Raw genomic sequence first — 12,419 nt, forward strand, 5'->3', positions numbered from 1 at the left:
TCACGGATTGTAGGAACATACGGTTTCGGCCGTCGGTGGTGCGGTAGCCGTCGATCGTTTCTGCCTCAGCCCTTGACGGCCCCGCCCAGCGCGAATCCCCCGCCCAGTCGACGCGCGACCAGCACGTACAACACGATCACGGGTGTCGAGTAGATGACCGAAAACGCGGCCAGTTGCCCGTACGCCACCATCCCGCGGTTCCCGAAGAACTCGTTGATGCTCACCGACGCCGGCATCTGATCCGGTGTGAGCAACAGCATGAAGGGGACGAAGAAGTTGCCCCACATCATCACGAACGAGAACACGGTCACCACGGCGACGCCCGGGCCCATCAGCGGCAGCACGATCCGTACGAGCGACTGGAGCGACGACGCGCCGTCCGTCCACGCCGCCTCCTCCAGCTCCTTGGGGACGCCGTCCATGAAGTTCTTCATCAGCCAGATGGCGAAGGGGATTTGGGATGCGGCGAAGAACAGGATCGTGCCCTGCATCGTGTCGATCAGGTTCACCTGGACGAACAGCGCGTACACCGGCACCATGATCGCCGTGATCGGCAGGCTCGTCGCGAACAGAATCGTCAGCAGGAACGGCCGGTTCAGCCGGGACCTGAAACGCGACAGCGGGTACGCGGCGAGTGTCGCGCACACCACGGTCAGCAGCGTCCCCCCACCGCACAGGATCAGGCTGTTGAGCAGCGGTGTGAACGTGATGTCGGGTTTCAGGACGGCGTCGAAGTTGTCCAGTGTGATGCCGTCCGGGGCCTTCACCCGCAGGTCCGCCTGCGGGTCCACCGACGAGAGGATCACCCAGACGAGGGGCAGCGCGAACGCGGCGGCAGCCACCAGCAGGCCGGTGTCGGCCGCCAGACGGCGCCCCGTGCGGCGGGACGCGAGCGTGGACGCCATCTCACACCTCCGTTCGCAGCAGCCGCATGTACACGATCGAGAACACCGAGCCGACGAGCAGCAGCAACAGCGCCACCGCCGTCCCGTACCCGATCATGCTGTTCTGGAAGGCCTGTTCGTACATGAACAGGGGCAGGGTCTGGCTCTTGTTTCCCGGCCCGCCCCTGGTCATCACCCAGATCAGTCCGAAGACCGACAGCGTCTGCAGCGTGTTCAGCATCAGGTTCGTGCCGATGGAGCGCCGGATCATCGGCAGCGTGATGTGCCACAGACGGCGTGCGCCGCCGGCCCCGTCCACCTCCGCCGCCTCCGTGATCTCCTTCGGGATCTCGTTCAGCGCCGCCGAGTAGACCAGCATGGAGAACGCCGTCCCCCGCCACACGTTCGCGAACGAGACGGCGAGGATCGGAAGCGTGTAGAGCCAGTTCTGGGACGGCAGACGGAGCCAGTCGAGGATCGCGTTCAGGGTGCCCTCCTTGCGGAAGAAGGCGTAGAGCAGAAAACCCGCCACCACCTCCGGCAGCACCCACGCCGTGATCACGATCCCGCCCGTCAGGGTACGGATCGGCCTCGAGGCCCGTTGCATGAGCGACGCCAGGACGAGCCCCAGCGTGTTCTGGCCGACCAGTGAGGACAGCACGGTGAACACCAGTGTCAGCCAGACGGCGTTGAGGAAGGCCTCGTCCCCGAACGCCGTACGGAAGTTGGCGAAGCCGACGAACGACGAGTGCGCCTGGCCCGTGAGTTGCAGGTCCGTGAAGGCGATGTACGCGCAGTAGGCGATCGGGCCCGCCAGGAAGAGGAGCAGCACGACCAGGGCGGGGGTGATGGGCAGCGCACGGGTCACGGAGCGGCGCAGACCGCTCACTTCTGGACCACTTGGTTGTCGGTCGCCGCCTTGAGCGCCTCGTCGTAGTCGCCCGCCGCCTTCTCCACCGAGGCGTCACCCGTCGTCACGCTCTCCATGGCCTCCTGGATGGCGGTCGACACCTTCGGGTACGCCGGATACGCCGGCCGGTAGTGTGTGCTGCTCACCAGGTCCGTGAAGAATTTGATCCCGGGCTGCGCCTGCACGTACGAGGGGTCGGACGCCACGTCCTTGCGCACCGCGATGCCGGAGTTGGCGATGTACCACTTCTGCGCGTTGGCCTTGGTCTGCATCGTCTGGATGAACTCGAAGGCCAGGTCCGGGTTGCCCGCCTTGGCGGGGATCGACCAGGTCCAGCCGCCGGACATGCTCACCTTGCCGGGTGCCTGGCCGTGCTGGGTGGGCATGTACGCAAGCCCCAACTCCTTGGACCACTCGGGCCATTCGTGGCCGCTGCCCGGCAGCCAGTCCTGCGGGAGCCAGGAGCCGTCGAGGGCGATGGCGAGCTTGCCCTTGGGGAGCAGTTCACCGCGCACGATGGTCTGGATGTTGGGGTCGAGGGCCTGGGAGACGTCCGTGCCCAGCTTCTCCTGGTAGACGGTGTGCACGAACCCGAGCGCGTCCTTGAAGCCCTGGCTCTTGGCGATCCACTTCTTGGTCGCTTTGTCGTACAGAGGGTCGGACGTGCCGTCACCCGTCCCGTACAGGAGCATTTCGAAGCCCTGCATCGTCGCGGCCTCGCCGGCGGGTTTGCCGGTGTAGATGTTCAGGGGCGTCACGCCGGGGACCTTCTGTTTGATCGTCCGGGCGGCGGCGAGGATGTCGTCCCAGGTCTTCGGCTGCCAGTTCGCGGGCAGACCCGCCTTTTTGAAGACGCCCTTGTCGAACCAGAGCCCCCGGGTGTCGGTGCCGTCCGGGACGCCGTACGTCTTTCCGTCCTCGGCCCTGGCCGCCGCCTTCGCCGTGTCGATGAACTGTGGCCAGTCCTTCCACTTGGCGAGATAGGCGTCGAGGGGCTTGAGGTAGCCGCTGGTGATGTCCGAGTTGATGAGGAAGGTGTCCTCGTAGACCAGGTCGGGCGCGGTCTTCGGGGAGCGGAGCATCTGCTGGAGCTTGGTGTAGTACTCCGAGTCCGGGGCCTTGATGGGGACGAGCTGGACCTTCTTGCCGGGGTTCTCCTTCTCGAACTGCTTCTTGATACCGGCCAGGTAGTCGTCCATGACATGGATCGAGTTGTCCGTCGACTGTTTGAAGGAGATCTTCACGGTGTCCGGGTCGCTGCCGGAGCCGCTGCCGCAGGCGGTGAGGGCGGTTGCGGCGAGGGCGAGGGTGACGAGGGCGGTGAGGGGGGTGGTTGAGCGGGGGCTGGCGGCGGTGGGGCGCACGGGCACGACCTCCTACGGGCTCACTTCGTTGTGGCCTGGACGGCTGCCCGGTGAACGTAAGTGGAGTGGTCTAGTCAGGTCAATGCGTCTGCAAGGGATTGGGTCCGGACCACCGCCTACCGCCCCTTCTCCGCCTCCCGAACCCACCGGTAGACCAGCTCCGGCCGCCCCACCTGCCCGTACAGCGGACTCCGTCCGGCCCGCCCCGCCTCCACGAGGTGTTCCAGGTACCGCCGTGCCGTGATCCTGGAAATCCCCACGGCCTCGGCGACCCCGGCCGCTGTGAGCCCCTCCTCGCAGTCCCGCAACGCTCCGGTCACCCGCTCCAGCGTCGGCGCGCTCAGGCCCTTCGGCAGTGCCGCAGGACCCGGCGCCCGCAGCGTCGCCAGCGCCCGGTCCACCTCGTCCTGGCCGCTCGCTTCGCCCACCGCCTCGCGGAACTCCGCGTACCGCACCAGCCGGTCCCGCAGCGTCGCGAAGGTGAACGGCTTCAGCACGTACTGGACGACCCCCAGCGAGACCCCCTCCCGCACGACCGCCAGATCGCGCGCGGACGTCACCGCTATGACGTCCGCGTGGTAGCCGGCCGCCCGCAGCGAGCGCGCCAGTTGCAGCCCGTGCACGTCCGGCAGGTGGAGGTCGAGGAGCAGCAGATCCACCGGCGTACGGTCCAGCTGGCGCCGCGCCTCCGCGCCGGTGTGCGCCTTCCCGACCGCCGTGAAGCCCGGGACGCGGCCGACATACATGACATGCGCGTCGGCGGCCACGGGGTCGTCCTCCACGACCAGTACGCGGATGGGCTCGGTCATGTGTCACCTCCTGACAGGGCGGCCTGGGCCCCCGGCGACGTCGGCTCGGCCGGAGCGGCCGCCCCCACCGTAGGCAACGGCACCCGCACCTCGAACTCCGCCCCGCCCCCGGCCGCCCCCGACACCGTCAGCGTGCCCTCATGGCGTCGCACGGTCTGGCGGACCAGGGCGAGGCCCAGTCCGCGGCCGCCGGGGGCGTTCGCCGGCTTCGTCGACCAGCCGCGTTCGAACACCGCCTCCGTGTGCGCGGGGTCCACCCCCGCGCCCGTGTCGGCGACCCGCAGGACCAGGCCCGAGTCGTCCGTGTACGCCGTCACCGTCACCCGGGCGCCCACCGAGCCCTGCGCCGCGTCCATGGCGTTGTCGATGAGGTTGCCCAGGATCGTCACCAGGTCCCGGGCGGGCAGCGAGGGCGGCAGCAGGCCGTCGTCGATACGGCTGTCCTGCGACACCACCAGCTCCACGCCTCGTTCGTTGGCCTGCGCCGCCTTGCCCAGCAGCAGGGCGGCGAGTACCGGCTCGTTGACCGCCGCGACCACCTGGTCGGTCAGGGCCTGCGCCAGTTCGAGTTCGGCCGTGGCGAAGTCGACGGCCTCCTCGGCGCGGCCCAGCTCGATCAGCGAGACGACCGTGTGCAGCCGGTTCGCGGCCTCGTGCGCCTGCGAGCGCAGCGCCTGGGTGAAGCCGCGCTCCGAGTCCAGCTCGCCCGTCAGGGACTGCAGCTCGGTCACATCGCGGAGTGTGACCACCGTGCCGCGGCGTTCGCCGCCGGAGACCGGGGAGGTGTTCACGACCAGAACGCGCGTGGCCGTCAGGTGCACCTCGTCCACGCGGGGTTCGGAGGAGAGCAGCGCGCCCGTCAACGGGGCCGGCAGGCCCAGGTCCGCCACCGAGCGGCCCACCACCTCGCCGGTCACCCCGAGCAGTTCCCGGCCGCCGTCGTTGATCAGCGCCACCCGGAACTGGCCGTCCAGCATGAGCAGACCCTCGCGCACGGCGTGCAGCGCGGCCTGGTGATAGGCGTGCATGCGGCTCAGCTCGGTCGCGTTCATGCCGTGCGTGGAACGGCGCAGCCGGGCGTTGATCACATAGGTGCCGATGGCGCCCAGCACGAGGGCGCCTCCGGCAACGCCGACCAGTGCCGTCACCTGATCCTGGACCCGCGCGGTGATCGCCTCGACCTTGATGCCCGCGCTCACCAGGCCGATGACGCCGTCGCCGTCCTTGATGGGCGTGACCGCGCGCACGGAGGCGCCGAGCGTGCCGGTGTAGGTCTCGGTGAAGGACTCGCCGTTCTGGGCACGGGTGATGTGGCCGAGGAAGCCTTTGCCGATCTGGTTCTTGTCGGGGTGGGTCCAGCGGATGCCCTGCGGGTCCATGATCGTGATGAAGTCGACGCCGGTGTCGTGCTGGACCCGGAGCGAGTACGGCTGCAACCGGGTCGTGGGATCGGTGGTACCGATCGCCTCTCGCACCGAAGGCGCGTCGGCGACCGAGCGGGCGACCGCCATGGCCTGGCTCCCGGCCGCCTCCCGGGCCTGGCTGCGGTCGCTGACGTAGGTGAACAGCGCGTACCCGGCGACGATCACCGCGATCAGCACGGCCTGCATGGCGAAGAGTTGGCCGGCCAGGCTGCGGGGTCTCGGGAGGACGGGTAGGCGCATGCGCTCAGTCTGCCTCCGGACATGAGCGTGAACTAAATGAACGGAAGGGTGACCGGCCTCACAGGGCGGGAGATAGTCACCGCATCCCGGTATGCAGTTCCGGGCCCCTCGATCCGGGAGCCGCTCTCCCGGACCCCCTGTTCCCCCGGACGTGAGCCGCACGCCGGTGACGCCGACGAAGACGTCAAGGAGGCAGCCGTGACGACGACGGCACCTGCCGCACCCGCCGCGAAGCGGGATCGCACCCACTATCTCTACATAGCAGTGATCATCGCGGTGGCGCTGGGCATCGCCGTGGGTCTGATCTGGCCCGACCTCGGCCTCGAGCTCAAGCCTCTCGGCACGGGCTTCGTGAACCTGATCAAGATGATGATCTCGCCGATCATCTTCTGCACGATCGTGCTGGGCATCGGTTCGGTACGCAAGGCCGCCAAGGTCGGGGCCGTCGGCGGTATCGCGCTCGGCTACTTCCTGGCGATGTCTCTGGTCGCGCTCGGCATCGGCCTGGTCGTCGGCAACATCCTGCACCCCGGCGAGGGGCTCCACCTGACGAGCGCGATCAAGGACGCGGGCCACGCCCAGGTGTCGGAGGACGCGCTGCCGCCGGTCGACTTCGTGCTCTCGATCATCCCGGTCACCTTCGTCTCCGCCTTCACCGAGGGCCAGGTCCTGCAGACCCTCCTCATTGCGCTCCTCGCCGGCTTCGCGCTGCAGGCGATGGGCTCGGCCGGCGCGCCGGTGCTGCGCGGCATCGAGCACATCCAGCGGCTCGTCTTCCGCATCCTCGCCATGATCATGTGGGCCGCGCCGATCGGTGCCTTCGGCGCCATCGCCGCCGTCGTCGGTTCGGCCGGTCTGGACGCGCTCAAGAGCCTCGCCGTGCTGATGCTCGGTTTCTACATCACCTGTGTCCTGTTCGTCTTCATCGTGCTCGGCGCGCTGCTGCGCATCGTCGCGGGCCTGAACATCTTCTCGCTCTTCAAGTACCTGAGCCGTGAGTTCCTGCTGATCCTGTCCACGTCCTCCTCCGAGTCCGCGCTGCCGCGGCTCATCGCGAAGATGGAGCACCTGGGCGTCAGCAAGCCGGTGGTCGGCATCACCGTCCCGACCGGCTACTCCTTCAACCTCGATGGCACCATGATCTACATGACCATGGCCTCGCTCTACATCGCCGACGCCCTGGGGACACCGATGTCGGTCGGCGAGCAGATCCCGCTGCTGCTCTTCCTGCTCCTCGCCTCCAAGGGCGCGGCGGGCGTCAGCGGCGCCGGCCTCGCCACGCTGGCCGGTGGTCTGCAGTCCCACAAGCCCGCACTGGTCGACGGCGTCGGCCTGATCGTCGGCATCGACCGCTTCATGAGCGAGGCGCGCGCCCTGACGAACTTCGCGGGCAACTCCGTGGCCACCGTCCTGGTCGGCACCTGGACGAAGGAGATCGACAAGGGGCGCGTCCAGGAGGTGCTCGCCGGCCGGCTGCCCTTCGACGAGACGACGCTGCTCGACGAGGGCCGGACGGCCGTCCCGGCCGAGGCGCCCGAGCACGGCGGCGACAAGGAACTGGCCAAGGCCTGAGCTCCGCGCACCTCTCACACTCCGGGCGGCTGGGATGCTCCCCCGTCTCTCAGCCGCCCGGGCCACACCTCCACATGCCGAGCGGTCAGGCCCTCCCCCGTGGGCCGGGCCGCTCGGTTCATGACGGCCCCTGCGGCGGCGGGACCCGGAACGGAAGGCGGTCTTGGCCGCTCAGCCCGGCCACCGGTCCGGTGGCCGGGGAGGCGGGTACGCCCGCCGCGGTCGGCAGGGTGACCGCGGCGGAGGGGCCTGCCTCCCGGGCAGCGCGGCGTCCAGGATGCGCCGGCGGTCGGCGTCGGCGCGGCCGGCTCGTCATGAACGAACCGGTCGAGAAGAGGGACCGGCCCTACGTCAGGCGCTGGTGGGCACTGCTCGCGAGGAGCGGGAGCCCATGGCCGCGGAAACCCACTGACCTCGCACGGAACCCCGCCCCCTGCCCCTACGTCTCGTAGTACATGCACTACCGTGCCGTGCCGGACCGACCGGCACGGCACCTTCGGCAGGAGGCACGGGGGCATGAAGATCGACTGGGACCGACGCCACTGCGCGCGTCGCGGGCACGTGACCTTCGCGCCCGACGACCCCCGGCTGCGGGTGCGGCTGCACGCCCAGACGGCCCTCGGGGACGTGTGGCGGTGCCTGCGCTGCGGCGACTTCGTCCTCGGCGAGCCGCACGGCTCGGGACCGGCCGCCGAGGCGCCGCTCGTGCCGCGGGGAAAGGTGCTTCGCGACCTGTTCATCCTGCGCTTCCTGGCCATCGAGCGGGCCGTGCGCGGTGTGTTCATCGTGCTGGTCGCGGTGGCCGTGTGGAAGTTCAGCAACAGCCAGGACGCCGTGCGCCGGCTCTTCAACGAGTACCTGGACGCCTTCCGGCCCATCTTCCGGCACTTCCACTACGACCTCGACCACTCGCCCGTGGTCGGCACCCTTCAGAAGTCCTTCGGCTACAAGCACTCCACGCTCATGCTCGTCGCCGCACTGCTGCTCGCGTACGCGCTGATCGAGCTGATCGAGGCGGTCGGGCTCTGGTACGCCAAGCGCTGGGCGGAGTACCTGACGGTCGTCGCCACCGCGGCCTTCCTGCCTCTGGAGGTCTACGAACTCACCGAGCACGTCAGCGGTCTGAAGATCGCCACCCTCGTCCTCAACATCCTCGCGGTCCTCTACATCGCCCTGGCCAAGCGGCTGTTCGGGCTGCGCGGCGGCCGGAAGGCGTTCGACGAGGAACGGCGGAGCGCGTCGCTGCTGGAGGTGGAGGAGTCGGCCGGGGTCGTGGTCACCTCCTGAACCGCGCGGGTCCCAGCGGACCCGCCGCCTTGACGGTGCGCAGCACCGGCGCGGACTCCACCGTGCGGACGGCGTCCAGGGCGCCGAGGCGGCGGTCAGGTCCGTCCTGGACCGCAGGCGCGCGGCTCGTGCCCGCGTACGGGCCACGCGTCATGCAAGCGGGGCTCGGCATCCTGCTCGCCGGGGTCCTTTGGGCCATAGCGGTGCACGCCGCCGTCCCGGCCGGCCGCTGTCCGCGGCCGCTGCTGCCCGCGCTCGCCGTGTGCGGTCTCGGGCAGGGGCTGTTCGCGGTGCCGTTCTTCACCACCGCCCTGCACCGGGTCCGTCCGCACGAGACCGGGTCGGCGGCCGGTCTCGTCAACGCCGTGCAGCAACTCGGGGCCGGGCGGAATCATCGGTGAGCCGGGCGTCATGGCGCGCCGGTAGGGCGACACCGGCGAACCGCCCGGCTGACCGCGTTGCCCTGACGTCGGCGTCAAGGATTACGGTCGAACCCATGCGAATCGGCGAGCTGGCGGCGCGGGCCGGGACCACCACACGGACCCTGCGGTACTACGAGTCACGGGGGCTGCTTCCCGCGCGGCGCACCGGCAACGGATACCGCACCTACGACGAACGCGATCTGAAGCTGCTGCGGCAGATCCGCACGCTGCAGGACTTCGGGTTCGACCTGGAGGAGACGCGGCCCTTCGTGGAGTGTCTGCGGGCCGGGCATCCGCAGGGCGACTCGTGCCCGGCGTCGCTCGCGGTCTACCGGCGCAAGCTGGACGAGCTCGACACGTTGATAGACGAGTTGCAGGCGGTGCGGGCGAAGGTCGGCGAGCAGCTGGTGAAGGCGGAGCAGGCGCGTCAGACGCTGGCGGCCGAGGCGGCGGTTCCGGGCGGTCCGGAACCGGTGTGCGAGCTGGGAGGGCAGAAGCTGTGATCAGGGCGGCAGGCGTGGCCGAGGTGACTGACGCGGACTTCGAGGCGGAGGTGATCGGGGCACAGTTGCCCGTGCTGGTGGAGTTCACCGCCGACTGGTGTCCGCCGTGCCGGCAGATGGGGCCGGTGCTCAGCGCCCTCGCCGCCGAGGCGGAGGGCCGGATCAAGGTGGTGCAGCTGGACGTGGACACCAATCCGGCGACGACGAACGCGTACAAGGTGCTGTCGATGCCGACGTTCATGGTCTTCCGCGGCGGCGAGCCGGTGAAGGCGATGGTCGGGGCGCGGCCCAAGCGGCGGCTGCTGGAGGAGTTGTCCGACGTAGTCTGACGCCACCCGCACAAAGAAATCCCCCGAGCAATTGCGCTCGGGGGATTTTCCTGCGTATATTCAATGGTTCGCGACTTCAAATGGATTGAGTCGCGGAGAAGTTCAGTGAGCACAGTATATCCGGGCGGGAGCGGAATTGTCAAACACCGACTTTCCAGACGATGAATTGCGCCAGGAGCAGGAATTCATCGACGGGCTGTACGCGCGCGTGGACGCGTTGCGCGGCGACACAGAGGACTCCGTCGCGGACGCGCTGGCGCAGGGCGACAAGCCCATGCAGGCCCGGCTGGAGCGGGACATCCTCGTCGCCGAACGCTCGGGACTGCTGGCGGCGTTGAACGCCGTGGACGGGTCGCTCTGCTTCGGCCGTATCGACCTCGCTTCCGGGAAGAGCCACCACATCGGGCGCGTCGGGCTGCGCACCGACGACGCGGACCGCACGCCTGTTCTCATCGACTGGCGGGCCGAGGTCGCACGCCCCTTCTACCTGGCCACCGGTCACACGTCGATGGGCCTGCGCCGGCGCCGGCACATCGCCACCGACGGGCGCCGGGTGACCTCCCTGCACGACGAGATCCTCGATCTGAGCGACCGTGAGCGCACCGGTCACGAGGACCCGGCCGGGGACGCCGTGCTGCTCGCCGCGCTCAACTCGGCCCGCACCGGCCGGATGGGCGACATCGTGCAGACCATCCAGGCCGACCAGGACCGCATCATCCGTGCGCCGTACCGGGGCGTGCTGGTGGTGGAGGGCGGACCGGGCACCGGCAAGACGGCCGTCGCCCTGCACCGGGCGGCGTACCTCCTCTACGAACACCGTGAGCTGCTCGCCCGCCGTGCCGTCCTGATCGTCGGCCCGAACCCGGCGTTTCTCGGCTACATCGGCGAGGTGCTGCCCTCGCTGGGCGAGACCGGCGTGCTGCTGGCGACCGTCGGCGAGCTGTTCCCCGGCGTGAAGGCGACCGCGAGCGACACACCCGAGGCGGCCGCCGTGAAGGGGCGTGCCGACATGGCCGACGTCCTCGCCGCCGTCGTACGCGACCGGCAGGCGCTGCCCGACCCGGTGATCGCCATCGAGCACGACAGGGAGATCCTGATGCTCGACGACGGCCTGGTGAACGTGGCCCGCGAGCGAACCCGTGCGGCCGAACTGCCGCACAACGTGGCCCGCGAGCACTTCGAGGGCCACATCCTCAACGCCCTCACCGACATGGTCGCCGAACGCATCGGCACGGACCCGTACGACGGCTCCAACCTCCTCGACGCCAGTGACATCACCCAGATCCGCGACGAGCTGGCCGAGAACCGCGAGGTCTGGTCGGCGATCGACCAGTTGTGGCCGCGGCTGACGCCGCAGCGGCTGGTCGCGGACTTCCTCGCGGCTCCGGAGGGGTATGTGTCCGACGTGGACGCGGCCGCCGTCCGCCGCCCGGTCACCCGCGCCTGGACCACGGCCGACGTACCGCTGCTCGACGAGGCGGCCGAACTTCTCGGCGAGGACGACCGGGTGGCGAAGGCGCGCGCCGAGCGCGAGCGGGAGACGCAGGTCGCGTACGCGCAGGGTGTGCTGGACGTGTCGTACGCCTCCCGGACGTACGAGTTCGAGGACAAGGAGGACAGTGACCCCGAGGCCTCCGAGGTCCTGTCCGCGCACGACATCATCGACGCGGAGCGGTTCGCCGAGCGGCAGGAGGAGGCGGACCACCGCAGCGCCGCCGAGCGTGCGGCGGCCGACCGCACCTGGGCGTTCGGGCACATCATCGTCGACGAGGCGCAGGAGCTGTCGCCGATGGCGTGGCGGCTGCTGATGCGGCGCAGCCCGACCCGTTCGATGACGCTGGTCGGGGACCCGGCGCAGACGGCCGAGGCAGGCGGGGTCGGCTCGTGGTCGGAGATCCTCACGCCCTATGTCGAGGACCGCTGGGAGCACACCCGTCTCGGCGTCAACTACCGCACCCCCTCCGAGATCATGGATGTGGCGGCGGCCGTCGTCCGCGCCGAGAACCCCGGCTTCGAACCGCCGAGTTCGGTACGGTCCACGGGGGTACGGCCCTGGGTCCGCGCCACCGACGACCTGCCCGGAGCCGTGGCCGAGGCGGTCCGGGAGCTGACCCCGGCCGAGGGCCGGCTCGCGGTGATCGCGCCGCGCGATCTGCACCGGTCGCTCGCCGCACGGCTCGACGGGGTGAAGGCGGGCGCGGAGCCGGACCTGACCCGGACCGTCGTCCTGCTCGACCCGCGCCAGTCCAAGGGCCTCGAGTTCGACTCCGTGCTGGTGGTCGAGCCCGGGCGCTACGACACGAGCGATCTCTACGTGGCGCTGACACGCGCGACGCAGCGGCTGGGGGTGCTGCACACCGGGGTGCTGCCGAACGCACTGGAACCGTCTTGATGTCGTCCCCTCCGCCCGGCCTAGGCCGGGCGGAGCCAGACCGTTGACAGTGGGGGCAGGGTCAGCCGGATGCTTGCCGGGCGGCCGTGCCAGGGGGTGGGTTCCGGCTTCAGCGGGTCGGGGTTGTGGACGTCGCCGCCGCCGTACTTCGCCAGGTCGGTGTTCAGGATCTCGTGCCAGGCCGGGACGTCGTCGGGGACGCCCAGGCGGTAGTCGTGGCGCACGACCGGGGAGAAGTGGGAGACGGCCAGCAGCGGTGTGCCCTCCGCGTCGAGGCGCAGGA

At 69.8% G+C, this 12,419-nt stretch carries 13 protein-coding genes; 6 read left to right on the forward strand and 7 right to left on the reverse strand.

Annotation, left to right across the window (positions count from 1 at the left end; all coding sequences use genetic code 11):
• Positions 1–65: 65 nt before the first annotated feature.
• The 5 genes from ACZ3TS_RS20765 to ACZ3TS_RS20785 form a co-directional block, all read right to left on the reverse strand.
• Positions 66–905, reverse strand: coding sequence for a carbohydrate ABC transporter permease (locus ACZ3TS_RS20765; RefSeq protein WP_467619850.1), 840 nt, complete (start codon positions 903–905; stop codon positions 66–68).
• Position 906: 1 nt separating this feature from the next.
• Positions 907–1,773 (reverse strand): carbohydrate ABC transporter permease, encoded by an 867-nt coding sequence (locus tag ACZ3TS_RS20770; RefSeq protein ID WP_467619853.1) that lies wholly within the window; start codon positions 1,771–1,773, stop codon positions 907–909.
• A complete protein-coding gene (locus tag ACZ3TS_RS20775) occupies positions 1,770–3,164 on the reverse strand; it encodes an extracellular solute-binding protein (RefSeq protein ID WP_467619855.1) in 1,395 nt (464 codons plus the stop codon). The genes ACZ3TS_RS20770 and ACZ3TS_RS20775 overlap by 4 nt, the downstream gene beginning before the upstream one ends.
• A 110-nt stretch (positions 3,165–3,274) precedes the next feature.
• The gene (locus ACZ3TS_RS20780) at positions 3,275–3,967 is read right to left on the reverse strand and encodes a response regulator (protein ID WP_467619857.1); all 693 of its coding nucleotides are present in this window, start codon (positions 3,965–3,967) and stop codon (positions 3,275–3,277) included.
• Positions 3,964–5,631, reverse strand: coding sequence for a sensor histidine kinase (locus ACZ3TS_RS20785; protein WP_467619860.1), 1,668 nt, complete (start codon positions 5,629–5,631; stop codon positions 3,964–3,966). Before ACZ3TS_RS20785 ends, ACZ3TS_RS20780 begins: the two co-directional genes overlap by 4 nt.
• Positions 5,632–5,829: 198 nt before the next feature.
• Here ACZ3TS_RS20785 and ACZ3TS_RS20790 point away from each other — a divergent pair, with 198 nt between their 5' ends.
• Together ACZ3TS_RS20790 and ACZ3TS_RS20795 are read left to right on the forward strand one after the other, a co-directional pair.
• A complete protein-coding gene (locus tag ACZ3TS_RS20790; protein WP_467619861.1) occupies positions 5,830–7,203 on the forward strand; it encodes a cation:dicarboxylate symporter family transporter in 1,374 nt (457 codons plus the stop codon).
• A 516-nt stretch (positions 7,204–7,719) separates the two neighbouring features.
• Positions 7,720–8,490: a DUF2127 domain-containing protein gene (locus tag ACZ3TS_RS20795; protein WP_467619863.1), complete on the forward strand. Its 771-nt coding sequence runs from the start codon at positions 7,720–7,722 to the stop codon at positions 8,488–8,490.
• On the opposite strand, the gene ACZ3TS_RS20800 is transcribed toward ACZ3TS_RS20795, so the two are convergent.
• Positions 8,480–8,644 (reverse strand): hypothetical protein, encoded by a 165-nt coding sequence (locus ACZ3TS_RS20800; RefSeq protein WP_467619865.1) that lies wholly within the window; start codon positions 8,642–8,644, stop codon positions 8,480–8,482. The two genes, ACZ3TS_RS20795 and ACZ3TS_RS20800, sit on opposite strands and share 11 nt — an antisense overlap.
• Here ACZ3TS_RS20800 and ACZ3TS_RS20805 point away from each other — a divergent pair.
• The 4 genes from ACZ3TS_RS20805 to ACZ3TS_RS20820 all read left to right on the forward strand — a co-directional run bounded on the left by ACZ3TS_RS20805 (position 8,643) and on the right by ACZ3TS_RS20820 (position 12,136).
• On the forward strand, positions 8,643–8,891 hold the full coding sequence (locus tag ACZ3TS_RS20805) for a hypothetical protein (protein ID WP_467619867.1): 249 nt from the start codon (positions 8,643–8,645) through the stop codon (positions 8,889–8,891). The genes ACZ3TS_RS20800 and ACZ3TS_RS20805 overlap by 2 nt on opposite strands.
• A gap of 95 nt (positions 8,892–8,986) precedes the next feature.
• Positions 8,987–9,415 carry a MerR family transcriptional regulator gene (locus tag ACZ3TS_RS20810; RefSeq protein WP_467619869.1) on the forward strand — a complete coding sequence of 143 codons (429 nt, stop codon included), beginning with the start codon at positions 8,987–8,989 and terminating at the stop codon, positions 9,413–9,415.
• Between the two features lie 14 nt (positions 9,416–9,429).
• A complete protein-coding gene (locus ACZ3TS_RS20815; RefSeq protein WP_467619870.1) occupies positions 9,430–9,744 on the forward strand; it encodes a thioredoxin family protein in 315 nt (104 codons plus the stop codon).
• Between the two features lie 136 nt (positions 9,745–9,880).
• Entirely contained in the window at positions 9,881–12,136 is a 2,256-nt protein-coding gene (locus ACZ3TS_RS20820; protein WP_467619872.1) for a HelD family protein, read from the forward strand.
• Between the two features lie 20 nt (positions 12,137–12,156).
• On the opposite strand, the gene ACZ3TS_RS20825 is transcribed toward ACZ3TS_RS20820, so the two are convergent.
• Positions 12,157–12,419 (reverse strand): alpha amylase C-terminal domain-containing protein (locus ACZ3TS_RS20825; RefSeq protein WP_467619874.1); only part of this gene is annotated, 263 nt, incomplete at its 5' end.

It is taken from the genome of Streptomyces sp. NPDC022910, assembly GCF_055561075.1.

Excerpts from the sequence above, each read along its gene's own strand:
- ACZ3TS_RS20765 (WP_467619850.1), bottom strand. The coding sequence starts at position 905 with ATGGCGTCCACGCTCGCGTCCCGCCGCACGGGGCGCCGTCTGGCGGCC.
- ACZ3TS_RS20780 (WP_467619857.1), bottom strand. The coding sequence starts at position 3,967 with ATGACCGAGCCCATCCGCGTACTGGTCGTGGAGGACGACCCCGTGGCC.
- ACZ3TS_RS20785 (WP_467619860.1), bottom strand. The coding sequence starts at position 5,631 with ATGCGCCTACCCGTCCTCCCGAGACCCCGCAGCCTGGCCGGCCAACTC.
- ACZ3TS_RS20795 (WP_467619863.1), top strand. The coding sequence starts at position 7,720 with ATGAAGATCGACTGGGACCGACGCCACTGCGCGCGTCGCGGGCACGTG.
- ACZ3TS_RS20805 (WP_467619867.1), top strand. The coding sequence starts at position 8,643 with ATGCAAGCGGGGCTCGGCATCCTGCTCGCCGGGGTCCTTTGGGCCATA.
- ACZ3TS_RS20800 (WP_467619865.1), bottom strand. The coding sequence starts at position 8,644 with ATGACGCGTGGCCCGTACGCGGGCACGAGCCGCGCGCCTGCGGTCCAG.
- ACZ3TS_RS20810 (WP_467619869.1), top strand. The coding sequence starts at position 8,987 with ATGCGAATCGGCGAGCTGGCGGCGCGGGCCGGGACCACCACACGGACC.